The sequence below is a fragment of the Catellatospora chokoriensis genome (genome assembly GCF_011297315.1).
Lineage (GTDB): Bacteria > Actinomycetota > Actinomycetes > Mycobacteriales > Micromonosporaceae > Catellatospora > Catellatospora citrea.
This window is the reverse complement of sequence record NZ_JAAOTI010000004.1, coordinates 197,659-222,091: the sequence shown is the minus strand read 5'-3', so window position 1 is coordinate 222,091 and position 24,433 is coordinate 197,659. Positions and strand designations below refer to the sequence as shown.

At 69.6% G+C, this 24,433-nt stretch carries 22 protein-coding genes and 9 tRNA genes; 7 read left to right on the top strand and 24 right to left on the bottom strand.

Annotated elements, in window-relative coordinates:
• Window positions 1-41: 41 nt before the first annotated feature.
• On the top strand, window positions 42-824 hold the full coding sequence (locus HAV39_RS08210; protein WP_191838558.1) for a maleylpyruvate isomerase family mycothiol-dependent enzyme: 783 nt from the start codon (window positions 42-44) through the stop codon (window positions 822-824).
• A 62-nt stretch (window positions 825-886) separates the two neighbouring features.
• Here HAV39_RS08210 and HAV39_RS08205 read toward each other — a convergent pair whose 3' ends face one another.
• Window positions 887-1,660, bottom strand: coding sequence for an SGNH/GDSL hydrolase family protein (locus HAV39_RS08205; RefSeq protein ID WP_191838557.1), 774 nt, complete (start codon window positions 1,658-1,660; stop codon window positions 887-889).
• Window positions 1,661-1,764: 104 nt separating this feature from the next.
• On the opposite strand from HAV39_RS08205, the gene HAV39_RS08200 reads away from it, so the two are divergent.
• Window positions 1,765-2,451 (top strand): DsbA family oxidoreductase, encoded by a 687-nt coding sequence (locus HAV39_RS08200; protein WP_191838556.1) that lies wholly within the window; start codon window positions 1,765-1,767, stop codon window positions 2,449-2,451.
• Window positions 2,452-2,583: 132 nt separating this feature from the next.
• On the opposite strand, the gene HAV39_RS08195 is transcribed toward HAV39_RS08200, so the two are convergent.
• Together HAV39_RS08195 and HAV39_RS08190 are read right to left on the bottom strand one after the other, a co-directional pair.
• Window positions 2,584-3,723, bottom strand: a complete 1,140-nt coding sequence (locus HAV39_RS08195; protein ID WP_191838555.1) for a WD40 repeat domain-containing protein — start codon at window positions 3,721-3,723, stop codon at window positions 2,584-2,586.
• The gene (locus tag HAV39_RS08190; RefSeq protein ID WP_191838554.1) at window positions 3,720-4,244 is read right to left on the bottom strand and encodes a SigE family RNA polymerase sigma factor; all 525 of its coding nucleotides are present in this window, start codon (window positions 4,242-4,244) and stop codon (window positions 3,720-3,722) included. Before HAV39_RS08190 ends, HAV39_RS08195 begins: the two co-directional genes overlap by 4 nt.
• Before the next feature lie 177 nt (window positions 4,245-4,421).
• Here HAV39_RS08190 and HAV39_RS08185 point away from each other — a divergent pair, with 177 nt between their 5' ends.
• Both HAV39_RS08185 and HAV39_RS08180 read left to right on the top strand, forming a co-directional pair.
• Window positions 4,422-5,708 carry an MFS transporter gene (locus tag HAV39_RS08185; protein ID WP_239120834.1) on the top strand — a complete coding sequence of 429 codons (1,287 nt, stop codon included), beginning with the start codon at window positions 4,422-4,424 and terminating at the stop codon, window positions 5,706-5,708.
• 116 nt (window positions 5,709-5,824) lie between these two features.
• The gene (locus tag HAV39_RS08180; protein ID WP_191838553.1) at window positions 5,825-6,682 is read left to right on the top strand and encodes a PIG-L deacetylase family protein; all 858 of its coding nucleotides are present in this window, start codon (window positions 5,825-5,827) and stop codon (window positions 6,680-6,682) included.
• A 6-nt stretch (window positions 6,683-6,688) separates the two neighbouring features.
• Here the strand turns inward: HAV39_RS08180 and HAV39_RS08175 are convergent, their stop codons facing one another.
• The 10 genes from HAV39_RS08175 to HAV39_RS43215 form a co-directional block, all read right to left on the bottom strand.
• Window positions 6,689-7,624 carry a threonine/serine dehydratase gene (locus tag HAV39_RS08175; protein WP_191838552.1) on the bottom strand — a complete coding sequence of 312 codons (936 nt, stop codon included), beginning with the start codon at window positions 7,622-7,624 and terminating at the stop codon, window positions 6,689-6,691.
• Window positions 7,625-7,675: 51 nt separating this feature from the next.
• Window positions 7,676-7,749: transfer RNA gene (locus HAV39_RS08170), tRNA-Cys, on the bottom strand.
• Between the two features lie 8 nt (window positions 7,750-7,757).
• A tRNA-Tyr gene (locus HAV39_RS08165) sits at window positions 7,758-7,838 on the bottom strand.
• An 18-nt stretch (window positions 7,839-7,856) separates the two neighbouring features.
• A tRNA-Glu gene (locus HAV39_RS08160) sits at window positions 7,857-7,930 on the bottom strand.
• Window positions 7,931-7,940: 10 nt separating this feature from the next.
• Window positions 7,941-8,017: transfer RNA gene (locus HAV39_RS08155), tRNA-Pro, on the bottom strand.
• 11 nt (window positions 8,018-8,028) lie between these two features.
• Window positions 8,029-8,102: transfer RNA gene (locus HAV39_RS08150), tRNA-Arg, on the bottom strand.
• A gap of 10 nt (window positions 8,103-8,112) precedes the next feature.
• A tRNA-Ala gene (locus HAV39_RS08145) sits at window positions 8,113-8,185 on the bottom strand.
• A gap of 62 nt (window positions 8,186-8,247) precedes the next feature.
• Window positions 8,248-8,691: an HNH endonuclease gene (locus tag HAV39_RS08140; protein ID WP_191838551.1), complete on the bottom strand. Its 444-nt coding sequence runs from the start codon at window positions 8,689-8,691 to the stop codon at window positions 8,248-8,250.
• A 92-nt stretch (window positions 8,692-8,783) separates the two neighbouring features.
• Window positions 8,784-8,854: transfer RNA gene (locus HAV39_RS08135), tRNA-Glu, on the bottom strand.
• A 185-nt stretch (window positions 8,855-9,039) separates the two neighbouring features.
• A complete protein-coding gene (locus HAV39_RS43215) occupies window positions 9,040-9,165 on the bottom strand; it encodes a hypothetical protein (protein ID WP_275413958.1) in 126 nt (41 codons plus the stop codon).
• A gap of 186 nt (window positions 9,166-9,351) precedes the next feature.
• Here HAV39_RS43215 and HAV39_RS08130 point away from each other — a divergent pair, with 186 nt between their 5' ends.
• The gene (locus tag HAV39_RS08130; RefSeq protein WP_191838550.1) at window positions 9,352-10,119 is read left to right on the top strand and encodes a class I SAM-dependent methyltransferase; all 768 of its coding nucleotides are present in this window, start codon (window positions 9,352-9,354) and stop codon (window positions 10,117-10,119) included.
• A gap of 104 nt (window positions 10,120-10,223) precedes the next feature.
• Here the strand turns inward: HAV39_RS08130 and HAV39_RS08125 are convergent, their stop codons facing one another.
• The 4 genes from HAV39_RS08125 to HAV39_RS42575 all read right to left on the bottom strand — a co-directional run bounded on the left by HAV39_RS08125 (window position 10,224) and on the right by HAV39_RS42575 (window position 16,123).
• On the bottom strand, window positions 10,224-12,206 hold the full coding sequence (locus HAV39_RS08125; RefSeq protein ID WP_191838549.1) for a cell wall-binding repeat-containing protein: 1,983 nt from the start codon (window positions 12,204-12,206) through the stop codon (window positions 10,224-10,226).
• A gap of 228 nt (window positions 12,207-12,434) precedes the next feature.
• On the bottom strand, window positions 12,435-13,220 hold the full coding sequence (locus HAV39_RS08120) for a maleylpyruvate isomerase N-terminal domain-containing protein (protein WP_191838548.1): 786 nt from the start codon (window positions 13,218-13,220) through the stop codon (window positions 12,435-12,437).
• A 655-nt stretch (window positions 13,221-13,875) separates the two neighbouring features.
• Window positions 13,876-15,489, bottom strand: a complete 1,614-nt coding sequence (locus tag HAV39_RS08115; RefSeq protein WP_191838547.1) for a hypothetical protein — start codon at window positions 15,487-15,489, stop codon at window positions 13,876-13,878.
• A gap of 316 nt (window positions 15,490-15,805) precedes the next feature.
• Entirely contained in the window at window positions 15,806-16,123 is a 318-nt protein-coding gene (locus tag HAV39_RS42575) for a hypothetical protein (protein ID WP_239120835.1), read from the bottom strand.
• Between the two features lie 85 nt (window positions 16,124-16,208).
• Here HAV39_RS42575 and HAV39_RS43590 point away from each other — a divergent pair, with 85 nt between their 5' ends.
• Window positions 16,209-16,460, top strand: coding sequence for a tyrosine-type recombinase/integrase (locus HAV39_RS43590; RefSeq protein WP_239120836.1), 252 nt, complete (start codon window positions 16,209-16,211; stop codon window positions 16,458-16,460).
• Window positions 16,461-16,804: 344 nt separating this feature from the next.
• Here HAV39_RS43590 and HAV39_RS08105 read toward each other — a convergent pair.
• From HAV39_RS08105 to gyrB, 6 genes are all read right to left on the bottom strand, one after another.
• Window positions 16,805-16,880: transfer RNA gene (locus HAV39_RS08105), tRNA-Ala, on the bottom strand.
• 25 nt (window positions 16,881-16,905) lie between these two features.
• Window positions 16,906-17,034, bottom strand: a complete 129-nt coding sequence (locus HAV39_RS42170; protein ID WP_222106000.1) for a DLW-39 family protein — start codon at window positions 17,032-17,034, stop codon at window positions 16,906-16,908.
• A gap of 24 nt (window positions 17,035-17,058) precedes the next feature.
• Window positions 17,059-17,132 (bottom strand) — tRNA-Ile (locus tag HAV39_RS08100).
• A gap of 267 nt (window positions 17,133-17,399) precedes the next feature.
• Entirely contained in the window at window positions 17,400-18,185 is a 786-nt protein-coding gene (locus tag HAV39_RS08095) for a DUF3566 domain-containing protein (protein ID WP_191838546.1), read from the bottom strand.
• A gap of 3 nt (window positions 18,186-18,188) precedes the next feature.
• On the bottom strand, window positions 18,189-20,681 hold the full coding sequence (gene gyrA / locus HAV39_RS08090; RefSeq protein ID WP_191838545.1) for a DNA gyrase subunit A: 2,493 nt from the start codon (window positions 20,679-20,681) through the stop codon (window positions 18,189-18,191).
• A 148-nt stretch (window positions 20,682-20,829) separates the two neighbouring features.
• Complete coding sequence (gene gyrB, locus HAV39_RS08085; protein WP_239120837.1) at window positions 20,830-22,788, bottom strand: DNA topoisomerase (ATP-hydrolyzing) subunit B; 1,959 nt, start codon at window positions 22,786-22,788, stop codon at window positions 20,830-20,832.
• Between the two features lie 450 nt (window positions 22,789-23,238).
• On the opposite strand from gyrB, the gene HAV39_RS08080 reads away from it, so the two are divergent.
• The gene (locus HAV39_RS08080; protein ID WP_120317603.1) at window positions 23,239-23,793 is read left to right on the top strand and encodes a hypothetical protein; all 555 of its coding nucleotides are present in this window, start codon (window positions 23,239-23,241) and stop codon (window positions 23,791-23,793) included.
• On the opposite strand, the gene HAV39_RS08075 is transcribed toward HAV39_RS08080, so the two are convergent.
• Window positions 23,778-24,353 (bottom strand): hypothetical protein, encoded by a 576-nt coding sequence (locus HAV39_RS08075; protein WP_191838543.1) that lies wholly within the window; start codon window positions 24,351-24,353, stop codon window positions 23,778-23,780. The two genes, HAV39_RS08080 and HAV39_RS08075, sit on opposite strands and share 16 nt — an antisense overlap.
• Window positions 24,354-24,433 lie beyond the last annotated feature (80 nt).

Genomic DNA, 24,433 nt, shown 5'->3' with positions numbered 1-24,433 from the left:
CGAGTCTTGCGCCGCAGGTGCATACGCGGAAAGCTGCGGCCATGTCCGCACACGACCGCGCCGCCGCGGCCTGCCGTCACAGCCTGCACGCCCTCGTCAAGATAGGTGACCAGCTCACCGACGAGCAGTGGGCCGCTCCGACCGACTGTCCCGGCTGGACCGTGGGCGACGTGTACGCCCATGTGGTGAGCCTGGAGCAGTGGATGGCCGACGGCGGCGAGGCCCCGGACGGCCCGCCGCAGCAATTGATCGACACCGGAGTCGCCCGGTGGCGCGGTGCCCCGCGTGCCACGGTGCTGGAAGCCCTGCACACGCTGCTGCCGGTACGCGAACGTCAGCTCACCGACGACCTGCGGGCGGCGGACGCACCGGGCTGGTGGGGATGGGCGAACGCGGCGGTCCCGTTCGCGGTGCAACTGTCGGCGCGGGCGTTCGACCTGTGGGTGCACGAGCAGGACGTGCGCCGTGCCGTGCGCCGCCCCGGCAACCTGGGTTCGGCAGGCGCGCAGGTCGCCCGGGACCTGGTCCTGCAGGCGCTGCCCCGCATCGTGGCCAAGAAGGCCGGTGCCGTGCCCGGCGCGGCGGTGCGGTTCACCACGCTCGGCGAGCTGCCCCAGGACTTCACCGTGTACGTCGACGAGCACGGCCGCGCCTCGGTGGTGCCCAGCGACGCGCACCGGTCCACCGCCCACGCCACGCTGAGCTGGGAGGCGTACGCGCTGCTCGCCACGGGCCGCAGCACCCGGGACCGGCAGCAGGTCTGGCTCACCGGTGACATCGAACTGGCCGAGCGCGTCCTCGACCAGCTGAACATCGCCCCGTAGCACCTCCGGAACATCAGGTCGACCCTGCGTGAGGGCGGTCGCCCGAGCCCGGGAGGACCAGGTCAGCCGGTGGGGTCGATGGGACCGAGGTCGGGGCGCTTGGCGATGACGGAGTCGCCGGACGAGCGGCCGGTGAGGCGGCGCTTGATCCAGGGGGCGAGGTAACGCCCTGCCCAGACCAGGTCGTCGGCGCGGGCGGCGGGCCAGGACTTCACGGCCGGCCGGGCCGGCACGTCCCACCAGGCCGGGTCGGCCGGCACGCCGAGTGCCGCGAGCACGTGGGCGGCGGTGCGCCGGTGCCCGGCTGCCGACAGGTGCAGCCGGTCGATGCTCCACAGCGCCGGGTTGGCGTACTCGTCGTCGTGCCACAGGTCGACCAGGCGGGCGCCGTTGCGGTCGGCGACCTCGCCGACCGCCTGGTTGAGGTAGCGGATGCGCGGGGCCACCAGGTTGTTGCCGGGCAGCCGCGACATCACGTCGGCGAACCGGAACAGCAGCACGTCGGCGCCGGTGCCCCGGAGCCTGGCCACGGTCGCGTCGAAGCGCGCCATCAGGGTCGGCGGATCGCACTTGCGGCGCAGCACGTCGTTGGCGCCGGCCGCGAAGCTGATCAGATCGGGCTTCATGGCCAGCGCCGGTTCGACCTGCTCGCCGACGATGCCGTCGAACAGCCGCCCGCGGATGGCAAGGTTCGCGTAACCGAACCCAGGCCCGCTCACCTGGCTGAGCCGTCCGGCGACCAGATCCGCCCAGCCCCGGAACACTCCGTCGGCGTACGGGTCGTCCATGCCCTCCGTGAAGCTGTCCCCCAGCGCCACATACCTGCTCCAACTCACCGCGACATCTTGCCATCGCCGGGCCTACCGGCGGGTAGTGCCCTTGCGCACACCCGCGTGTGGCGCGGGGAACAGAACCCGCCGCCGCCGTGTTGGATGAGCACGTGCAGATCGAGATCTACTCCGACGTCGTATGCCCCTGGTGCTGGATCGGCGAGCGGCGCCTGCTGAAGGCCCTCGACGGCGTCGCCGAGCCGGTGACGCTGACCTGGCGCGCCTTCCAGCTGGACCCGTCGGCCGAGTCCGCGCCGCTGGTGCAGTGGCTGGGCCGCCGCTACGGCGGCGAGGCCAACGCGAAGCGCATGTTCACCCAGGTGACCGAGGTCGGCCGGGGCGAGGGCCTCACCATGAACTTCGACCGCGCGATCAACGCGAACACCTTCGACGCACATCGGCTGATCTGGTGGGCCGGCCGGCACGGCGAGCAGCGCCCGATGGTCGAGGCACTGCACCGCGCCCACTTCACCGACGGCCTCGACCTCGGCGACCGCGCGACGCTGGCGACGGTCGCGGCCGGCCTCGGCCACGACGAGCAGGAGATGCGCGCCCTGCTCGAGTCGGCCGAGGGCGTCGCCGAGGTGCAGAGTGAGCTGGCCATGGGCCGCGAGCTCGGCGTCACCGGTGTGCCGATGTTCGTCTTCGCCGGGAAGTACGCCATCAGTGGCGCGCAGGACCCGTCGACACTGCGCGAGGTGCTCGACGAGGTGCGCCGCCGCGAGGGCGGCTCGCCGCTGACCGTGCTGTCGGCTCCGAAGGGCGAGTCGTGCGACGACGACTCGTGCACGGTGTGACCCGATACACCAACAAAAAGGCCCCCTTGCGGGGGCCTTTTTGTTCCTTTTGTCGATGTTTCACGTGAAACAAGATCGTCGCTTGCCGATGTCGCGCAGTGCCCTGGCGGACCGCTGTCCGCCGTTCCCGGCTCAGCCGAAGACGGCCTGGAAGGGCATGGCGTTCGTGAGCGCGGATTCGACCGGGATCTCGGCGATCAGCCGGCGGTCCGGGTTCAGGCGATAGAACGTGCCGGCATCCCCTGCGACCCGAACGACCATCGACCCGTCCGCCTGGAACCACGCCTGGTTGACCTTGCCGACCGCGAACTCGACCGGCTTGCCCGTGGTCATGTCGACGACCGCGGCGACGTACACGCGCCGGCTCGGATCGCCGGCTCCCGTGCTCACCGCGGCGAACCGGCCGTCGGCCGACACCCCGAGCACCACCGCGTCCATGTCGTGCTCGTCCCGGTAGGCGACCGAGCGGGGATCCGTGCCGTCCGCTCTGGTGACGGTCAGCAGGCCGTCGCGGACCGAGCCCCGGAACGGCCCGCTGGCCAGCGTCTCCGCTTCCTTCCACGCCTGCGGCTCCATGGGCGTGAACGCTCCGCCGGCCGTGTCGACGACGCCGACGGTCGCCGCGTGGCCGAGCGTGCCGACGAACAGCCGGCGCGAGTCACGCGCCCACACGAGCGCGCGGCTTCCCTCGCAGAGCACACCGGTGGCCATCTTGTGCGCCTCGCCGGCGTGGGTGTCGGCCACCATGAGATCACCACTGCCGTCGCTCTGGTCGGTCCCGACCACCCAGGCGACCTGGGCGCCGTCAGGCGACACCGCGACGGAGTTCCACGGGCAGCGGTCGCCCTTCTGCACGTTGATCGTGCGCAGCCGCTCGGGGCGGATGTCCGGAGCACACGTCCCGGGATCCGGCGTGCCACAGCGGTAGCTCTCGTGCAGCACGTGCAGTTCGATCTTCGTATCCCCGGCCATGCGGAGCAGGTAGTAGGCGCCCGCGACGGGAGCGGTCGCCGGGTCCGTGGGCGGCACCTGACCGGTGGGCGAGACGGTAGGCATCGTGGCAGGCTCGGCGGGCGCGCCGCCCCCGGTCATCGTGACCACGGCGAGGCCCGCGCCGCCCAGCAGCACCAGCGACAGCGCCGACGTCATCGCCGTGCGCCGCAGGCCGATCCGGCGTGAGGTCCGCAGTGCTCGATCACGCAGGTCCACCGCGTCGACGTCGCCGGCCAGCTCGGCCAGGCCGGACCTGAGGTTGTCCATCGGGGCGTTCATCGGGCGGCTCCGTTCACGACGTGGAGGTCGGACAGTTCAGGGGCGATCGCACGCAGCCGGGCGAGTGCCTTGGCGGTCTGGGACTTCACGGTGCCGACCGAGACGCCGAGCACCTCGGCGGCCTCCGCCTCGGTGCGGTCCTCGAAGAAGCGGAGCACCAGCACCGCGCGCTGCTTGTCGGACAGTTTCAGCAGCGCGGCCCGCAGGCTGAGCTTGAGCGCCGACGAGCCGGAATGGTCGCCGCCCCGGCCCCGTTCGGGCAGTTCACCCGGAAGGACCTCGGCGACCTTGCCGCGGCGCCACCAGGCGACCTGCAGGTGATACATGACCTTGCGGGTGTACGCCTCGGCGTTGCCGCTGTCGTGCAGCCGCCGCCAGGACCGGTGGGTCCGGGCGAGCGCCGACTGCACCAGGTCTTCGGCCAGGTGCTGGTCGCCGGTGAGCAGGTAGGCGGCGCGCAGCAGCGCCGGTGAGCGAAACCTGACGAAGCTGTCGAACTCCGCGGCATGCGAGTCGACCACGTATGCCCCCGTTGGCTGAGGAGTGGCGGCAGGCGAGGTGTTCCTGCCGTAGTGACGACCTGCAAGATGCGCGCTCCGCGAAGAAGGTTGCCGCCGTCTCCGAGATCTTCTTCGCGGACTCGTTGCGTCGGTCACCAGCCCTGGTCCGCAGATCGTTTGCTCGGCTAAGGTTCCCGCGTGAGCGAGGTAGCCGAGAAGCAGGCCGACCCCGGCACGGCCGTCCCCGCGCCGCGCCGCCGGTTCTTCATGGACACCCGGCCGCTGCGGCACCGGCCGTACCGCCGACTCTGGACCTCGACGATCGTGACCGCCCTGGGCAGCCAGCTGACCGCGGTCGCGGTGCCCAAGCAGATCTACGACATGACCGGGTCCTCGGTCTGGGTCGGCATCGCCAGCATCTCCGGGCTCGCCCCGCTGATCGTCTTCGCGCTGTGGGGCGGCGCGATCGCGGACACCGTCGACCGCCGCCGGATGCTGCTGTTCACCAACTCGGGCATCGCCCTGCTGTGCGTGGTCTTCTGGCTGCAGGCGGCTCTCGACGTGCGCTCCATCCCCCTGCTGCTGGTGCTGGTCGCCGTCCAGCAGGCGCTGTTCGGCATGAACATGCCCGCCCGCACCGCCTCGGTCGCCCGGCTGGTGCCCGCCGCCGAGCTGCCCGCCGCCGGGGCGCTCAACTCGACCGTGATGCAGGGTGGGCAGATCGCCGGTCCGATGCTGGCCGGCGCGCTGATCCCGCTGCTCGGCCTGCCCCTGCTGTATCTGTTCGACGCCATCGCGCTGTGCGCCGCGCTGTACGCCGTGTGGCGGCTGCCCTCGCTGCCCCCGCTGTCCGGCGTCGCCCGCCGGGCCGGCGTGGCCGACATCGTGGCCGGCTTCCGCTACCTGGCCACCCACCGGCTGCTCATGGTGTCCATGGCCGCGGACGTCATCGCCATGGTCTTCGGCATGCCGCGGGCGCTGTTCCCGCAGCTGGCCGACACCGCGTTCCCCGGCGTGAACGAGAACTTCGCGCTCGGCATGCTCTACGCCGCGGTGCCGATCGGCGCGCTGCTCGGCGGCCTGCTCTCGGGCACCTTCTCGCACCTCCGCCGGCACGGCCTGATGCTGGTCATCGCGGTCTGCGCCTGGGGCGCGGCGATCGCGGGCTTCGGGTTGAGCAGTTCACTGTGGGTGGCCGTGGTGTTCCTCGGCATCGCGGGCGTCGCCGACATGGTCTCCATGGTGTTCCGCGGCGCGATCCTGCAGGCCGCGGCGACCGACGAGATGCGCGGCCGCATGCAGGGCGTGCACACCGTCGTGGTGGCGGGCGGCCCCCGGCTGGCCGACCTGCTGCACGGCGTGGCGGTGCCGGTGGCCGGTGCGAGTGCCGCGGTGGCGGGCGGCGGCGTGCTCGTGATCGTCGCCATGACGGTGCTCGCCCTGGCCGTGCCCGCGTTCCTGCGCTACCGCGGACCGGCCCGCTGACGAGGAACGCTGAACACCCATTAAGGTGGTCCGACCGGAGCAGGGCTGGCCCGGGCGCGGCCGGGCGGCGCGCCGGGGGCGGCGGTTCCGCCCACCCCCTCGGAACGGAACAGCACATGCGCGTCACCCGGCGAAACAAGATCCTCCTGTCGGTGCTGGCATGCCTGCTGGTCCTGCCGGCGGTCACGGTCTTCGGACTCAACCGGTATGTCAACGACACCTCGGTGCCGCTGACCGACAGCCTTTTCCCTGAAAGTGCGCCCAAGCGGCTGCTGGCGATCTTCGCGCACCCCGACGACGAGATCACCGTGGCAGGCTCGCTGCGCCGGATGAGCGAAGAGGCCGACGCCGAGATCACCATCGCGTACCTCACCCGCGGCGAAGCGGCGGACGTGCCCAAGACCTCCCTCGCCGACCTCGCGGAGCGGCGCACGATCGAGGCGGACAACGCCGGCAAGGTGCTTGGGGCGGACAACGTCGAGCTGTTCGACTTCCGGGACAGCGGGCTGCCCGCAGCCGACGCCGCCAAGGCGCAGGAGACCGTCTCGGCCCTGATCGACGAGTACCGGCCGAGCGTCGTGATCAGCTTCGACGACCGGGTCGGCTTCTACGGCCACCCGGACCACGCGCAGGTCGGGGTGTGGGTCAAGACCGTGCTGAACACCCGCCGGCACGCGCCCGACTTCCCGGTCAAGCACTTCTACCAGGCCACCCTGCCCGAGTCGATGATCTCGGTGGCGAAGGAGCTGTCCCCCACCTTCCGCGACATGTACCCGACCGACCCGGCGCAGGGCCTGCCCGAGCCGACGGTCGCCATGACCATCGACAGCGTGGCGAGCGAGAAGCGCGCCGCCCTGGACGCACACGTCAGCCAGGTCACCGTCCTCCAGGCCGTCCAGCCCGGCTATGACAAACTCCCGTCCTGGATCTACTTCCGCATCCTCAGCCGCGAATACTTCACCCAGGTCTTCTGACCAGGCTCAGAGACCGGTGGGGTCGGTGTTGGCGCCGCAGGCGATGACGACGACCCGCTCGCCGTCGGCGGGGCGGTAGGCGCCGCTGCTCAGGGCGGCCAGCGCGGCCGCGGCCCCGTGTTCGAGCACGATGCGCCGGTCGGCCCACAGCGCCCGCCGGGCGGCCACGATGTCGTCGTCGCTCACCAGCACACTGCGCACCCCGTCGCGTACCGCGACCGCGTACCCGATGTCGCCGACGCGGCGGGCGCCCAGCGAGTCGGCGGCGACGCCGGAAACCGCGACGTCCACCGGACGGCCGGCGGCCAGCGCGGCATGCAGGCTCGGCGCGAGTTCGGGTTCGACGCCGACCACCCGGGCCTGGCCCGCCACGGCGGTGGCGATCCCCGCCATCAGCCCGCCGCCGCCCACCGCGACCAGCACCGTGTCGAACCCGCCGGGAATGTCGGCCAGCAGCTCCAGCCCGATCGTCCCGGCCCCGGCGACCATCTCCGCCTGGTCGTACGCGTGGCAGTAGACCGCGCCCGCGTCGGCGGCGTGCTTCACCGCCGCCTCGTACGCCATCGCGTACTCGGTGCCGCGCTGCTCCACCCGCGCGCCGAGCTCGCGCAGCTTGTCGACCTTGAACGCCGGAGCCGTCGCCGGCACGAAGATCGTCGCGGGCACCCCGCAGGCACGGGCCGCGTATGCGACCGCCAGCCCTGCGTTGCCGCCCGACGCGGCGACGACGCCCACCGCCGGGTCCAGCTCACCGGCCTGCTGCGCCGCGAGCACCCGGTTGAGCGCACCGCGCGCCTTGAAACTGCCCGTGTGCTGCATGTACTCGCACTTGAGCCAGGTCGTGCCGAACAGCCCGCCCGGCTCGACCGCCGCCAGCGGCGTACGCCGGAAGCGCCCGGCGATGCGCGCGGCCGCGTCGGCCACGTCGACTTTGGTGATCATTCGGGCACCATAACCGAGCCGCGAGAACCCACGGTGGATGACGTGAAGAAGAGGCCTCGCCGGGAGTCGAACCCGAGGTCATCCGTTTTGCAGACGGAGCGCCCCACCCGGGACGTCACGAAGCCGGGAAACGTGCGGACGGGGAGATTCGAACTCCCTCAGCAGAGCACCTGGTTTACAGCCAGGCCCGACTCTCCTACGTCGGCGCATCCGCGTGGTGTTGCCTTCTCTGCAGCGCGGACGGGATTCGAACCCGCAACACTCCCGCTTGAAAGGCGGGTGACTCTTCCCTTCGTCCACCGCGCCGTGGACTTGCTGGTCGGGATGGCCGGACTCGAACCGACGGCCTCTGCACCCCCAGTGCAGCGCGCTACCAAGCTGCGCCACATCCCGTTGTCACTGCGTGCCCTGAGCAGGATTCGAACCTGCAACCCCCGGCTTCGTAGACCGGTGCGCCGTCCAGTTGCGCCATCAGGGCGGGTGAACCGTGGACCCAGCCGGAGTCGAACCGGCCGCCTCCGCTTTGCAAGAGCGGCGCTCTACCAGATGAGCTATGGGCCCGAAGGCTGCGGACCCCCATCCGCAGCCCGGAGCTGCGGGCCCCCGTGGCCCCGCAGCTCGTGTCAGCGCCTGGCCAGCACCGTCCAGGACGGTGCCGACGGGGAGAACCGCAGCGGCATCCGCGCCTCGGCGGGCGTACGGTCACCCTTGCGCTGATTGCAGCCGCCACAGGCGGCCACCGTGTTGAGCCAGGTGTTGCGCCCGCCTCGGGAGCTGGGCAGGACATGATCGATGGTGTACGCCGGACCGCCGCAGTAGGCGCACCGGTGCTGGTCACGGGCGAGCACGCCGCGCCGCGACCAGGCCGGGCCGCCGTGGTAGCGCCAACGCGTCACCACGTAGCTGACCAGGCGGACCACCTTGGGCATCGGCCAGACGCCGATGGCCTGATCGGGTTCCGCCTCGTGCACCACCGCGACCTGCCGCCACAGCATGCGCAGGGCGTGACGCAGGCTGACCCGGTGGAGCGGGCCGAGATCGGCGTTGAGGACGAGTACTGCGTTCATCGGGTCACCTCCTGGGAATGCTGTGATGGACAGGGAGCGGTGGCCGGCAGCGCACTGGCGCTGTGCGAAAACCGCGAGCTTGCTTCATTGCGTAGTCGATGCGGGACTCGAACCCGCTTTCCCGCGTCGAGAGCGCGGAGGCCTACCCATAGCCGAATCGACCGCTGCGCCGCGAAATGCGACGCGCCTTCTGATACGTCATCCACTGTGGAGTTCTCAAGGTGCGACCCGCCGGCCCCAGCTCGGGGCTTCGTGCTGTCTTCGCTGCTCATCGGTGCCGGACAAAAGAAAACCGCCCGCTTCCGAGTCCGGAGGCGGGCGGCGGGAGCCGCTTGTCATGGTGCTTGGTCAGCACCATCCGCCTCGTCCGGGGACGAGTTCCCAGCCATAACGCTCACCACATCGGGCGGCGGCGGGCATGGCGTTCTCGACGCACGGCGTCAGCCGCTGCATCGCGTACGAGAAGCTGCTCATGTCTGTCTCCGGTCCGTTTCCCGCGGTGTCGTTCTTGGTGTGGGCATACGGTATTGGCCGCCGCATCGGCGAGGCAACCTCATTTTCCGCGCATGGAGTAAGCGCAGTTCATGGCCTTTTCCGGTCGACGGCCACACGCGACACCACCACCCCGCGCGAGTCCGTGATCCGATTTAAGCTCCGGCGATGAAGACGACGCCGTCCGCCCACGCCATCAGCCAGTACGCGACCACGACCGGGAACCTCACCGCCCGCATCGCCCTGCACGCCTACGGCACGAACCCGCAGAGCTGGTTCGCCTGGCTCGACGGGCGTCTTCCGCTCGGCGGCGACGTCCTCGAAGTCGGGGCCGGCACCGGCGAGCTGTGGACCCACGTCGACCACGTCGGGCGGGGCCTCAACCTCACACTGACCGACTTCTCCCCCGCCATGTGCGAGCAACTGCGCACCGTGCCCGGCGCACAGGTCCGGCAGTGCGACGCGACCGACCTTCCGTTCGCCGACGTCGCCTTCGACACCGTCGTGGCCAACCACATGCTGTATCACCTCGACGACCCGGCCGCCGCGCTGCGGGAGTTCCGACGGGTGCTCCGACCGGGCGGAAGGGTCGCCGTCGCCGTCAACGGCAGCGACCACCTCGACGAGCTCAACGCGATCGGGCCCGCCATCGGCCGCCCCGAACTCACGCTGCACGCCACCCAGAACGACTTCACCGCGCAGACCGGCCCCGCGTGCATGGCCCGCCACTTCACCGGTGTCACCGTCGAGCGCTACCACTGCGACCTCGACGTCCCGGCCGCCGAGCCGATCCTCGCCTACCTCGCCAGCCTGGCCGGCGAACCGCTCACGCCGGCGGAGCGCTCGGCCGCCCGCGACCTCGTCCAGTCCCGGATCGACGCGGAAGGCGCCTACCGCGTCCGCAAGCACACGGTCCTGATCACCGCTTCGCGCTGAGCCACCGGCACGGCTTACCGCCGCCTGGCCCGGCAACTCGGGCCGAAAACACCGGCGGGTCCGGTTCCCGAAGGAACCGGACCCGCGAGTGACCGGACTGATGATCAGCGCTGGTGGTTGTCCAGCGCCTCAGCCGCGGCCTTGATCTGGTCTGCCGTGGGCAGCGTGACGGCCGGCGCCGCCGGCTCGACCCGCGCCGAACGGAGCGCGGGCGCCGGGGCGGCGACCGGGTTCACCAAGCGGGTGAAGGCGATGCCCGGGCTGATCCACGTGCCGACGCTGTTCATCACGCCGTCGCTCACCACGGCAGCGCCGCCGAACACGTAGCCCGTGTCGATCGTTCCGCTGTTGTTGTCGACGTGGTACTCGGTCGGGAGGGCCAGCGAAGTGCCGGGGGTCAGCAGCAGCGGACCGTTGAGCGTCGCCATCATCGCCCCACCGGCGAGCGCGTCCGGCCAGTTCGTGCCGGTCGCGACGCCTGCGACCCGGTGTCCGCCGAAGAACACCTCGGCGACGAAGTACGCCGTCGCGTAGCGGGTGCTTCCGACCAGGTCCATGAACTGGTAGGAGTTGGACTGCAGCGCGGACGCGGCCTGGCCGCCGATCGCGTACACGTCGGTCCTGACATCGGGATTCGCCAGCACCGTGTTCAGGTAACCCCGGGTCTCCGTGGGGAGGGCGCCGTCGGCGGTCAGCAGCACGACGGCCGACATGTCGCTGCCGGGCACGTTGTACGAGCCGGCGGCCGCGCCCGCGGCGAGCGCGTCCGGGAAGTTCCGGCCCGTGGCGACAAGCACCAGGTGCGGGTCCGGGTTGATCGCCTCAGCGATCCTGACCGAGGTCTCGTACCGGTTGGCGCCCTGCCGGCGGTTGACGTCGTAGCCCATGGCCCGGATCTCAGCCTCGACGCGGGCCGAGATGGCACCGGTGCCGCCGAGGATGTACACGGTCTTGCCCGATCCGGCACCCAGCACCCGCACGATCTCGGCCCGGATCTCCGGGTTGAGGCTGGTCGGCGGGGTCATCAGCAGCGGCCCCTCCTTGGCCGCCGCCAGAGCCGAACCGCCCAGCGCGTCGGCGAAGTTGTCCGACCGCGACAGCACCACCGACTGGGCGCCGCCGTCGGTCCACAGCGAGCGCGACACCGCCACCGCGGTGCCGAACCGGCTCGATCCGGACAGCCGGACCATCCGGTTCGCGTTCACCGGCCGGTACGCCGGATACCCGACGATGCCGGAGTCGGCAGCCGTCCCGCCCGCCGCCGGAACGGTGAACACGTTGTTGCCGCCACCACGGGTGAAGGCCACGGTGTTGCCGTCGGCGGACCAGGTGGGGTTGCCGTCCCCCGTGGTGTTGGTGATCTGGAGGAACGAGTCGTCGTCGGAACTCGTCGGGTCCCCGACGGTCAGCACCCAGATGTTGCCGCTGCGTGCGAACGCCACCTTGGTGCCGTCCGGCGACCACGCCGGCTGCGCCGCGTCAGTGACCAACAGCCGCTGACGCTGCTCCGGCGTGTCACCGAGGTAGTAGTCGTACAGCATCACGTCAGACCCGCTGGCTCCCGGCGCACTCCGCTGGTACACGAGCCGGCCGTCGATGGCGCCGTCCGGATTCGAGTAGTCGGCGCCGTCGTTCACGGAGACCTGTTCGGCAAGCCAGCCGTCCGAGCTGCTGTCGGTCATGATGCGGTGCGGGCCGCCCGACGAGCGCTCGGCCCAGGCGACCGAGCCGGTGCCCCGCCAGGTCACGTGGCGCCGCTCCACCGAGGACTTCGCGTCCTCGACGTACCAGACGTTCGACGCGTCGTTGAACCGCACGGTCAGGATGGCACCCTCGTGGCTGGCCCACAGCGCGCGGCTGCCGTCCGGCGACCACGCGACACTTTCGACGCCGGAGTACTTGGGGTGGGTCGGCTTCAGCGAACCGCCGCCCTGGAAGTTGATGTTGGACCCGTACCCTGCGGTCAGCACGCCGGTGCTGCCCGGGTAGCTGGCTTCAGCCGCCACCGGCAGGCCGAGCGCGGTGAGCGCACCGGTGGCCAGCACGGAGGCGGCAGCCAGCGGCTTCTTGAGAGGCTTTGCGATCAAGGGGAAACTCCCTGAGATGTGCGCCGAACCAGTCCCACGTGGTAGCCGATCTATCGGCTCCGGGCGGCGCAGGGATTGACTTTAAGATCAGATGTCAAGCGGCGCTACCGGCGATTCGTATGGATTCGGTGACACGGTGACGGCCGGGGCGATCCTGCCCGTCCGTCCCCTGCGCGGGCGACCGCGCGGCGGTGGAGGCAAGAGCGCGCGCCCCGTGTCAGTCGGTTGTCACACGGACGGGTCCCAGGCTGCGAGCTGATCGAAGATACGACGGTCGCCATCGAACGTCAGCGAATCCAGCGGTATGCGGCCGTAGAAGAACAGGACCAGGTCACTGGCCGTGCCCCGGGCGGAGGCGTCGGCCGGGTCGGGGTCCTCGCCGGCCGCGGATGCGAGGTGGGCGACCTGTGCGCCGTCGCGGGAAAGCCGAAGGCGCCAGGAGTGGCCCTCGGTGGCGTGGTAATCGACGATGGCGGGTTCGTGTGGCCAGGCGACTGTCGTCGCGCAGAGGGTGAACTGGCAGTCGTCGAAACCGTCGAGGGCGACCTCGTCCGACAGCGGCTGCGGGGCACCCATCGTGAGCTGGGCGTCGTAGGTGTACACCGCGATCTCGGGAACCTGTCGCCGCGCCCAGGCACCAGAGGTTTGCGGTGACGGCGAGTCCCCCCACCACGTCCAGCAACCGCGGTCCGGGCCGGCCTCACGCAGCGCGCTCGTCAGCTGCTCGACGGACTCGGTCCACCAGGCCAGGAGAGCCTCGCGTTCCCGAGGGGCACCCAGGCCGTCATCCCAAGCCGACTTCTCCGGGGGCGTGTCCGCGGGTCCTGCGGCGACGACGGCGGCTGATTTGCGGCGGCCCATCCCCACGTGTTGCACGAGATCGAACAGCGTCCGCTCGGGCGAGGTCGGCACCAGCGCGTCGAGGCTGGGTGCCGCGGCGACCGCAGCGCGGAAGGCGGCCGACCGTTCGTTGATCAGCCGCAGATGATCAGGGAACGTGAGGCCTTTGTGCATCCCGGCTTTCTATCACTGTGCTCCGACGAGCGGACAGCCAATTTCGCAGCCAACCCGGCGGCCACCGGAAACCGTCCGAGTGGGGCCACCGAAGACCGTCTGAACCACAGTGTCGGGACGGTGTCCGCCGCCCTCGTGTGTCACCGCAAGGAGATCATTATTCGAGCGTAAGACGTCCCACGGGGCGCAGACAGGCCACGGCGGAATCCGAGGCTGCACCGCCCTCGCGCGGGCCGAAGGCAGAGCGCGCCGGATGACTACGGCCGCCGGGTGCGCTACGTCTTCGGGTCTGCCACTGACGAGATGCTGACTTTGGATCTTCCCGACCCGAAAAGCAAAACTGGCCACTCGCCGAGGGACGGCGGTGACCAGCCGGCGTGGGCCTTGAGTGGAGCCTAGGAGAATCGAACTCCTAACCCCGCCTTGCACGACGCTGGTTCGGGCGTCACCAGGTCAGTGGCGAAACCGCGCCCCAACCCGACCGTCCACGGGACGGGGTGGGGGCACCAAGAGGCTTCAGGTGTTCCCAGGTATCGATCGGACCGATCGGCTCGGTTGAGGGCCTGGCAGCACAACCGCCCGGTCGGCACGGCCTCCCGTGCCAACCGGGCAGCAGGAGCGGTGGAGGGACGGCTGTGCCCCCGCCACCGCACTCTCACCCCTCGGTGACCGTCAGCACCAGCGGCCCATTCGGGACCGGGTTGCCGGCACCGTTCGGATATCCGTACTGGGCGTGGTTCCCAGCCGCGTCGGTTAGGGTGAAACCGCCCGTGTACACGCCGGGTGGCGGGTTGTAGAGCCACGCCGTGATGGTCACGGTGCCGTCCGGGTTCTCGTGAATCCCGCCCGAACCGCCGCCGCTGGACCAGCCCCGGCTGTCGTAGAACGTGAAGCTGTACTGGTGGATCGGCGCGACCGAGCGTTCCACGGTGACCGTGGCGCTGATCGCGTACAGCTCACTCGACGGCGCCGTGGTCCGGCTCAGCACGGCGCTGAGCACCACCGGAGCGGTGGTGTCGGCGACGCGGCGCACGGTCAGACCGAGGTCCGGCCCGCCGTAGTGGCTGCCGTACAGGGCGAGGTTGCCCGCGGCGTCGTCGATCGCAATGCCGTCGATGCTGCACTTGTCGAAGATCGTCGGCATCACCAGCTCCACCGACACGGTGCCGTCCGCCTCCACCTGCGGCGTGGTGTCAGCCGACCAGCAGCGCGAGGTCAGCCGCACCGCGGTGACCGCACCCTGCGCCCCGGCGGGGCGCATGCTCAGGCGCACGGTCTTGCTCTCGCGCCAGCTGTCCACCTCCGTGGCGCTCAGCGCGAACCCGCTCGCGCTCAGCTGCTCGTTGCGGGTGACCCGCACGTCCGTGGTGGAGTCCACGGTGTACGTGCCACGGTGCCCGACGGTGTCGGTGAGCTCCACGCCGGCGACCCGCCAGACGCCCGCGGGCGCCCCGGCCGGCAGGGTGACAGCCACCTCGCACCACACCATCTGGTTGTCGTAGTTCTGGCCCTCGCCGCACATCCAGGTGTACGAGTTCGCCTTGGTGAGCTCGAACGACGCGGAAGCCTTCGCCCGGTCCGGCCCGTCCAGCTTCAGCCGGCCCTTCCAGAAGCCCGCCTGCTCGGCGACGTAGAAGTTGTATTTCAACGTCAGCGGGCCGCCGTGGTCGAACAGCTCCGACAGTTGGCCCCAGCCCCGGGTGAAGGACTGCAGGTCCGGGTTCGCGGTGTCGACCAGTTCGGTGACGGCCACCGAAGCGTCGTGCTGGGACAGCACCTTGCCGCTGAACTCGCGGGTGTTGCCGCGGTCATCGGTCGCCGCCAGGCTGGTCACCCGCCAGGTGACCTGCTCGGCCGGGCCGTACTGCGGCACGACGAACGTCAGCGTGTACGACGACTCCTGTGGCCGGGCCTGCCACCAGTCGTCGGCGAAGACGTCGGCAACGCCGTCCGGCTCCAGCGCCCAGGTGTAGGCCTTCGCCGGCCCGACGGCCTTGTCGCCGTGGAACAGCTGCAGCTTGATGCTGCCCTGGATCTTCGTTGCGGCGGTGTCGCCGTCGGTGATCGTCCACTTCACGTCGACCGCGGGGTAGCTGACCGGGTCGTTGCCGGTCGCGTCCACGTGGTCGGCCGCGAAGCCGAGCGAGGTGAGGTTGATCTTGTTCCGGTCAGCCCCGGCCGACGCGGCCGCAGCCGGACCGGCGGCCACGAGCGTGGCCAGGGATGCGAACGCAGCCACGGCGAGCATGCGTTTGCGCAGGGGTGCCAAGGGATCCTCCCGTGATGAAGATGCCCCGCGACGCGGGACGCCCGGCATCGTAACTATCGGCGGAAAGGTTGGCGACACGACTTCTCACGATGCCTCCACATCCGGCACGGCATCTCTGCTTGCCCGTCGCGTCCGCGGACAGATCACGCGGGCCCGTCCTCGATCGTCGCCTTCCTCCGCGACGGCAGCTCCAGCGAGGCCGGGCGCGGGGAATCTGTCTTCCGAAAGCGAGCTGAGCCGCTCCTGCGGTTGCGGCAGGCTTGAGCGATCGAGACGGCGGCACGATCGCCCGTTCCTGTCCGCCGATCACCCACGGTCATCCAGCGACGCGGGGCAGGTCCATCACCCAGTTGTTCCGGCAGGTCCGGCCCGCGTCATACAGGAACGCCTGCTGCCATCGGGCGTCTACAAGCCCGTGGACGATGCGGGTTGGGGTGTCATGACCGGCGGCCCGGCCCCGGTGTCGGTGCTCGGCCTGCGATGGGTCGATGTGGAAACCGACGAGAAGGTGCTCTTCGTGCGACAGACACTCCAGCGAGTCGGCGGCAAGCTCCAGATCGTCTCGCCGAAGACGCACCGGTCGGCGCGGCCCGTGCCGCTGGCCCGGCTCGCCTGCGAAGCTCTGGTGCGTCACCGTGAGGTGCAAGACCGGGAAATGGCGGCTGTAGCCGAGCTGTGGCGTGACTCCGGCCTGGTTTCGCCAACACGCTGGCGGCCCGATGGAGCCCCGGAATGTCAACCGCCGGTTCGAGCAGGCGCGCAGGGCAGTCGGGCTGGAGTGGCTCAGGTCGCACGACCTCAGGCACGCCTTCGCGACGTTCCTTTTACACGATGGGCAGGAGATGCGAACGGTGATGGACCTGCTCGGCCACTCCACGATCCGGCTTACTGCTGATACGTACGGTCATGTGCTGCCGTCCAAGTCCCGCGATGCTGCGGACGGAATCGACCGAGTCATTGGCGACGACTAGCCAGCACAGGCCCGCTGGCACGGAAATGTGATTTCAACGGCACAGTTCGTTGCACGTTGCTCAAAACGACACGCTGCCGTTTGAAGGTTCATGACAGCCACAGAGCCAATGGGCTACATGATCCCAGGGTCGACCCGCCTCCAGGTAGACGGGAGAGAAGAGGTCGGCCTAATGATCGACTCGCGCGGCATGGGCCAAGGCGGCAAGTTCCCGTGTTACCTGGTCTTGTTCGAGAGCACAGGTGAGTGTGCCTGGTACCTAACGACCCATACGAAACGAGCTGAGTAAAACTCTAGGCTGTACCGGTGGCTGTACTACAGCCTTCGGTACAGCCTAGTTTTCGCTGGTGGAGCCTAGGAGAATCGAACTCCTAACCCCCGCCTTGCAAAGGCGGTGCTCTGCCAATTGAGCTAAGGCCCCGAGGGACGGGCTCGACCCGTCTGACTCAGCGGAGATCCGGTGCGGTGGTGGCCTCGTGCCACAGTGCCCGCTCGTCGTTGGCCGCCCGCAGCTTCTTGGCGACCAGTGCGACCGCCACGCCGACTCCGGCGACGATCAGCAACTTCTTCCACATGATGAGCACCTTAACGCTCGGGAGTGGGGCTAGCTGGAATCGAACCAGCGACCTCAGAGTTATCAGCTCTGCGCTCTAACCGACTGAGCTATAGCCCCGCGCGACAACGAACCTTACCGCACCGCTGACGGCTCTTCCAAACCGGTATCCCCTCCCGCGTGGCGTGTCCCGCCCCGGTCGCCGGCCGACCATGAAGATCGTCGTTTGATGCCGGCATCTGTCGTCCCACCCGCGATTCTGACTCGAACAGCGATCTTGCGCCCCGGCCGCCGGAGCCCGCGCAGGCGTGCGGCAGGGCGCCGGTGGGCGGGCACACCACAGCGGTCCGGGGGCGAGCCGCGGACCGCTGTGGGTGTGGCGTGAGGTCAGTCGCGCTCGGCGAGCGTGATCTCGACGCCGCCGACCAGGTCGGCACAGACGTTGTAGATGAACGCACCCAGGGTCATCAGCGCGGTGAAGAGCACCACGTTGATCGCGCCCAGGATGGCCGAGGTCCCGATCACCGCGCCGGCGCTGATGCGGAAGTCTCCCGCGCTGCCGTTCGAGGCGAACAGGTCGGCCAGGGTCGTGTTCAGCGAGGTGAACACGCCCATCGCGTCCAGCGCCAGGTACAGCACCGAGGTGGCGACCACGATGACGACCAGGAGCACGAAGGACACGGCGAAGGAGAACTTCATGACCGACCACGGGTCGATGCGCTTGATGCTCAACCGGGCCCGGCGCGGGCCGCGCGAGGCGGCCGAGCCGGCACTGGTGCGCGCCGCGCGCACGGCTTCGGTGACCCGCACCGCGCCGGCACTGGCGCTGTTGACCACCGAGCGCAGCGTCGAGGTGCCTGCCGCGGCCCGCCCGGTGGCCGTGGAAGGCCGCCCGGAGGTCGCGATGGCGCCCGTGGGCTCCGAGTCCGGGGCGGGCATGCCCGCCGGCCGGGTGAAGGTGCCGGTGGTGGTCGCGGCGGCAGCAGCGGTGCTGCCGGCCGACTCGTCCCCCCCGGTCGCGGACCGGGCCGGGGTCGGCTCGGACTGATCAGCGGGGACTGTCGCGCGGCCTACGGCCGCCCGGCCGGTCGACGAGGCGGCGTCGCCGCCGTCCTTCTCGACCGGACTCGCCGGAGCCCCCGCGGTCTCCGACATCGCCTGTGTCTCCGTCATGCACTAGTCCTGTTCGTCCGGCTCATCGGCATTGCGGGCAATGGCGACGAGGGTTACGCCTTCTGGGAGGTCCATCAGCTTGACACCCATTGTGTTCCGATCGCGCGTCCGCCGCACGGGCTTCACCGGAGTTCGGATAACTCCGCCGTTGCTCGTGATAGCGAAGAGCTCGTCTTCCGGGCTGATAACGACCGCACCCACCAGTCCGCCACGGCGTTCGGTGATCTTTGCGGTCAGTACGCCCTTTCCACCCCGGCCCTGGACCGGGTATTCGTCGATCGGGGTGCGCTTGGCGTAGCCGCCGTTGGTCGCCACGAGGACGTCCATACCGTCCCGGACCACCTCCATGGCCAGCAGCTCGTCGCCGTCGCCGAAGCGCATGCCGATGACACCCGACGTGGCGCGGCCCATGGGGCGCAGCGCGTCGTCGGTGGCATTGAAGCGGATGGCCTGCGCCTGCTTGCTGACGAGCAGCAGGTCGTCCTCCGCGGCGATCAGTGCGGCGCCGACGAGCTCGTCGTCGTCGCGCAGGTTGATCGCGATGATGCCGCCACTGCGGTTGGAGTCGAACTCCCCGAGCGCGGTCTTCTTGACCAGGCCGTTCTTCGTGGCCAGCACCAGGTAGGGCGCGACCTCGTAGTTCTGGATCTCGATGACCTGGGCGATCTGCTCGTCCGGCTGGAAGGCCAGCAGGTTCGCCACGTGCTGGCCCTTCGCGATGCGCGAGGCCTCGGGGAACTCGTACGCCTTGGCGCGGTAGACCCGGCCCTTGTTCGTGAAGAACAGGATCCAGTCGTGCGTGGAGCACACGAAGAAGTGGCTGACGATGTCGTCCTGGCGCAGCGTGGCCCCGGAGACCCCCTTGCCGCCCCGCTTCTGCGAGCGGTACAGGTCAACCTTTGTCCGTTTGGCGTACCCGGTACGGGTGATGGTCACCACGACGTCCTCGCGCGCGATGAGGTCCTCCATGGAGACCTCGCCGTCGAACGGGATGATCTTCGTGCGCCGGTCGTCGCCCCACTTGGCCACGATCTCGCCGAGTTCGTCGGAGATGATCTTCCGCTGCCGCTCGGGCTTGGCCAGGATGTCCTTGAGGTCGGCGATCTCGATCTCGATCCGGGCCAGCTCGTCGATGATCCGCTGACGCTCCAGCGCGGCCAGCCGGCGCAGCTGCATGTCGAGGATCGCGGTCGCCTGGATCTCGTCGACGTCGAGCAGCGCCATGAGGCCGGTCTTCGACTCCTCCGCGCTCGGCGCGCGGCGGATGAGGGCGATGACCTCGTCCAGCATGTCCAGCGCCTTGACCAGACCGCGCAGGATGTGGGCCCGCTCCTCGGCCTTGCGCAGGCGGAAGGCCGTCCGTCGCTGGATGACCTCCATCTGGTGGCTGACGTAGTACATGAGGAACTGGGCGAGGTTCAGCGTGCGGGGCACGCCGTCGACCAGCGCCAGCATGTTCGCGCCGAAGGTCTCCTGCAGCTGGGTGTGCTTGTAGAGGTTGTTCAGCACCACCTTGGCCACGGCGTCGCGCTTGAGCACGAGCACCAGGCGCATGCCGGTGCGGCCGGACGACTCCTCGCGGATGTCCGCGATGCCGCCCAGCTTGCCCTCCTTGACCAGCTCGGCGACGCGCTCGGCGAGGTTGTCCGGGTTGACCTGGTAGGGCAGCTCGGTGACGACGAGGCAGGCGCGCCCCTTCTTGTCCTCCTCGACCTCGACCACGGCCCGCATCCGGATCGAGCCGCGACCGGTGCGGTACGCCTCCTCGATCGTGCTGGTGCCGACGATCAGACCGCGGGTCGGGAAGTCCGGGCCCTTGACGATCTGGAGCGCGGCGTCGAGCACCTCGGCCTCGGTGGCCTCGGGGTTGTCCAGGCACCACTGCACGGCCTTGCCGATCTCGCGCAGGTTGTGCGGCGGGATCTTGGTGGCCATGCCGACGGCGATGCCCTCGGAGCCGTTGACCAGCAGGTTCGGGAACCGGGCCGGCAGGATCGTCGGCTCCTGGTTACGCCCGTCGTAGTTCGGGATGAACTCGACGGTGTCCTCGTCGATGTCGCGCAGCAGCTCCATCGCGAGCGGGAACAGCCGGCACTCGGTGTACCGCATGGCGGCGGCGGGGTCGTTGCCCGGCGAGCCGAAGTTGCCGTTGCCGTCGATCAGCGGGTAGCGCAGCGACCACGGCTGGGCCATACGCACCAGCGAGTCGTAGATCGCGGTGTCGCCGTGCGGGTGGTAGTTACCCATCACCTCGCCGACGACGCGGGCGCACTTGAAGTAGCCGCGGTCGGGGCGGAAGCCACCGTCGTACATCGCGTACAGGATCTTGCGGTGCACCGGCTTGAGGCCGTCGCGCACGTCCGGAAGCGCCCGGCCGACGATGACGCTCATGGCGTAGTCGAGGTACGAGCGCTGCATCTCCACCTCGAGCCCGACGGGCTCGATGCGGCCGTGCACGCCGACCTCTTCCGGCTGAGTGTCAGGAGTCTCGCTCACTGTTCAAAACTCTTTTCCTGCGTATGAAGCTGAGGAAGCTGTGGATAACGCTGTGGATCAGGGCCCGACCTGTGGATAAACAGTATGTCTATCCACAGGTCGGCAATTTCCTGGCCTTAGATGCCCAAACTCAGACATCCCTCCCGGATTAGATATCCAGGAACCGGACATCCTTCGCATTGCGCTGGATGAACGAGCGGCGTGCCTCAACGTCCTCGCCCATCAGCACGCTGAAGAGTTCGTCTGCGGTTGCCGCGTCGTCCAAGGTCACCTGACGAAGTGTCCGGGTGCCCGGGTTCATCGTGGTCTCCCACAGCTCCGGGTAGTTCATCTCGCCCAGACCCTTGAACCGCTGGATGTCGTCCGGCTTGGCGTTCGGCTTGGTCTCCTGGCGCAGCCGGATCAGGCCGTCGCGCTCGCGGTCGGAGTACGCGTACTGCGCGTCGTCGCCCTTCTTGTTCCACTTGATCTTGAACAGGGGCGGCGACGCGAGGTACACGTGCCCCAGCTCGACCAGCGGGCGCATGAAGCGGAACAGCAGCGTCAGCAGCAACGTCTGGATGTGCTGGCCGTCGACGTCCGCGTCGGCCATCAGCACGACCTTGTGGTACCGCAGCTTCTCGATGTCGAAGTCGTCGTGGATGCCGGTGCCCAGTGCGGTGATCAGCGCCTGGACCTCGTTGTTGCGCAGCACCTTGTCGATGCGCGCCTTCTCCACGTTCAGGATCTTGCCGCGGATCGGCAGGATCGCCTGCACCCGGGGGTCGCGGCCCTGCTTGGCCGAACCGCCGGCCGAGTCGCCCTCGACGATGAACAGCTCGCAGGCCTTCGGGTCGGTCGACTGGCAGTCGGCCAGCTTGCCGGGCATCGAGCCGGACTCCAGCAGCGACTTGCGGCGGGCCAGCTTGCGCGCCTGCGCGGCGGCGATACGGGCACGGGCGGCCTGCGAGGCCTTCGTGATGATCATCTTGGCGTCGGCGGGATTGCGCTCCAGCCAGTCCGCCAGCCACTCGTTGCAGGCCTTCTGCACGAAGCTCTTGACCTCGGTGTTGCCCAGCTTGGTCTTGGTCTGGCCCTCGAACTGCGGGTTGGCCAGCTTCACCGAGATGATCGCGGCGAGACCCTCGCGGATGTCCTCACCCGAGAGCTTCTCGTCGCCCTTGAGGATCTTCTTGTCGGCGCCGTACTTGTTGATGATGGTCGTCAGCGCCGCCCGGAAGCCCTCCTCGTGCGTGCCGCCCTCGTGGGTGTTGATCGTGTTCGCGAAGGTGTAGACCGACTCGCCGTAGGACTCGTTCCACTGCATCGCGATCTCGAGCGACATGTTCTCGCCCTCGGCGTCGAACTCGACCACCGACTTGTGGATCGGGCTCTTGGTGTTGTTCAGGTGCCGCACGAAGTCGGCGATACCGCCCTTGTAGCAGAACGTCACCTCGCGGACCTCGGCGTCCTCGCCGTCGGCGGCCAGCGCGCGCTCGTCGCGCAGCGCGATGGTCAGGCCCCGGTTGAGGAACGCCATCTCCTGCACGCGGCGGTAGATGGTCTCGAAGTTGAACTCGACCGTCTCGAAGATGTTCGGGTCCGGGTAGAAGGTGGTGGTCGTGCCGGTGCGGTTGGTCGGCTCGCCCTTCTCCAGCGGACCGGGCTTGGAGTGGTCGTAGCGCTGGCGCCAGACGAACCCGTCCTTGTGGATCTCCAGGTCGATGCGCGTCGACAGGGCGTTCACCACGGAGATGCCGACGCCGTGCAGACCGCCGGAGACCGCGTACGCCTTGCCGTCGAACTTGCCGCCCGCATGCAGCACGGTCATCACGACCTCGACGGTCGGCCGCTTCTCCACGGGGTGGATGTCGACCGGGATGCCTCGGCCGTTGTCGGCGACCCGCACCCCGCCGTCGGCGGTCAGCGTGATGGAGATGTGGTCGCATACCCCCGCGAGCGCCTCGTCGACGGAGTTGTCGACCACCTCCCACACGAGGTGGTGCAGGCCCCGCTCACCGGTGGAGCCGATGTACATGCCGGGACGCTTGCGAACCGCGTCCAGGCCCTCGAGAACGGTGATCGAGGAACCCGTGTACTCACTGTTCTGCTGCTTCGGCGTTGCCACTCTCAATCCCTCCTCCGCCGCCCGAGGCGACGGGGACGACAACCAGTCCTGCCTACCGCGTCCGCATACCCACGCACCCGGGACAGGCTTCGCCGGGATCGGCATACGCGGGACGGGGGTGACACACGGCACAACACAGGGCGGACCTGCGGTGTGCGGGACAACCCACCGGTGTCGCGTACACGGTCCACCCAGTGTTCTGCTCTCGCCCTCGATCCTACTGTGTCGTGCCGACATCTGCCGCACGCGGCACCCACAGAACGTCGTTTCAAGGCCCTGGCAGCCCCGTAGCCGCCCGAAAGCCTCCGGTCGCAACTCCCCCCACGGGCACGATGCTCCCGAGGGCCGGTGGCGAGCGGGCCCAGAAGCACCGGTTCAGAGGGTCGCGCAATGTCCCCGGTATGCCGTAAGTTGCGCACGGCCTGGAACTCAAGCGCTCGAGAGGCTGACATGGGTCTGGACAACGTCGCGGTGCAGTGGCCGGCCACCGGCCGCTTCTACGACCCGGTGGCGCCCGCGGAATTCGTCGACTTCGCCGACCTGGCCGAACAGCCGAGCACCGCCGCCCCGACCGCCGCCCTGGCAGGTCACATCGCCCGCACCGGCACGGTCCGCGCGACGGCGTACACCGAGGTCGTCGACCTGCTGCTCGGGCTCAAGGGCGTGCTCTACGCCACCGAGGCCGCCGAGGAGGACGAGGACCCGGTCATCGACCCCGACGGCTGCGCCTGGATCGCCGGCGGCCTGGAGAAGTTCGTCGCGGGGCACGCGCCGCACGGCGACACCGTCACGTTCGACAGCGTCGCCGCGGTGCTTCGTGCCGCACTGACCGATTCCCGACTGCCGGAGCAGCAGCTGCGCTGGCTCGAACAGCGCCTGGAGGCGCTGCGCGAGGAGACCGACGGCGACCCGCAGTGGAGTTTCCCGCTGTCGGAGTTCGGGGTGCTGGCCCAGTTCTACCGCCGCTGCGCCGACCGCGGGTTCGCCGTCTACGCCGAGTCCTGACCGTCCGGGCGGGCCTCGCCTTGTCCGTCGGTCGCAGGTCCGGGGTCGGCAACGGCGGCAGCGGACGACGCTGACCTACGACGCAGCACCCACCAGAGCGCCAGCCCGGCGAGCAGCACCACCGCGCCGCCACCGAGCAGCGCGATGACCGGCACGTCGCCCTCCAGCTCCACCTCGGGAGCCGCGCCGAGCAACTCGTTGCCCGAACACAGGCTGGTCTGACCCTCCCGGCTGTAGATCAGGTAACGGTTGCCCTCGACGAAGTCGAAGCCGCAGCTCGGGCCCTCGATCGCGGTCTTCACCTCGACGTGGCCCGTCGCGCTCCCCTTGCGCACCTGCTCGACGGTGAGCCGGGCGGTCATCAGGTCGCCGCTCGACATGCTGAACGCGGGCCGGTCGACGTCGACGACCACCCCGACGAACACCAGGTCGGCCCATTCCGTGTTCTTCACCGGGTCGGGTTCGGCACAGCTGCACGCGCACGCCGTCCCCGACGGTCCGACCACCAGCGCCGAGGTCAGCACCATCAGCACCGCGAGATGTCCCCACAGTCTCCGCATGGCCCTCAGATGCCCCACCCGCCGCCCCGGTTCCAAAGATCCATCGCCCGGCCGCCGACCAGGGGCGCCTCCCGCCGGGT

Excerpts from the sequence above, each read along its gene's own strand:
- HAV39_RS08210 (WP_191838558.1), top strand. The coding sequence starts at position 42 with ATGTCCGCACACGACCGCGCCGCCGCGGCCTGCCGTCACAGCCTGCAC.
- HAV39_RS08195 (WP_191838555.1), bottom strand. The coding sequence starts at position 3,723 with ATGAACGCCCCGATGGACAACCTCAGGTCCGGCCTGGCCGAGCTGGCC.
- HAV39_RS08180 (WP_191838553.1), top strand. The coding sequence starts at position 5,825 with ATGCGCGTCACCCGGCGAAACAAGATCCTCCTGTCGGTGCTGGCATGC.
- HAV39_RS08175 (WP_191838552.1), bottom strand. The coding sequence starts at position 7,624 with ATGATCACCAAAGTCGACGTGGCCGACGCGGCCGCGCGCATCGCCGGG.
- HAV39_RS08140 (WP_191838551.1), bottom strand. The coding sequence starts at position 8,691 with ATGAACGCAGTACTCGTCCTCAACGCCGATCTCGGCCCGCTCCACCGG.
- HAV39_RS43215 (WP_275413958.1), bottom strand. The coding sequence starts at position 9,165 with ATGAGCAGCTTCTCGTACGCGATGCAGCGGCTGACGCCGTGCGTCGAG.
- HAV39_RS08130 (WP_191838550.1), top strand. The coding sequence starts at position 9,352 with ATGAAGACGACGCCGTCCGCCCACGCCATCAGCCAGTACGCGACCACG.
- HAV39_RS08120 (WP_191838548.1), bottom strand. The coding sequence starts at position 13,220 with ATGCACAAAGGCCTCACGTTCCCTGATCATCTGCGGCTGATCAACGAA.
- HAV39_RS43590 (WP_239120836.1), top strand. The coding sequence starts at position 16,209 with ATGGAGCCCCGGAATGTCAACCGCCGGTTCGAGCAGGCGCGCAGGGCA.
- HAV39_RS42170 (WP_222106000.1), bottom strand. The coding sequence starts at position 17,034 with ATGTGGAAGAAGTTGCTGATCGTCGCCGGAGTCGGCGTGGCGGTCGCA.
- HAV39_RS08095 (WP_191838546.1), bottom strand. The coding sequence starts at position 18,185 with ATGACGGAGACACAGGCGATGTCGGAGACCGCGGGGGCTCCGGCGAGT.
- HAV39_RS08080 (WP_120317603.1), top strand. The coding sequence starts at position 23,239 with ATGGGTCTGGACAACGTCGCGGTGCAGTGGCCGGCCACCGGCCGCTTC.
- HAV39_RS08075 (WP_191838543.1), bottom strand. The coding sequence starts at position 24,353 with ATGCGGAGACTGTGGGGACATCTCGCGGTGCTGATGGTGCTGACCTCG.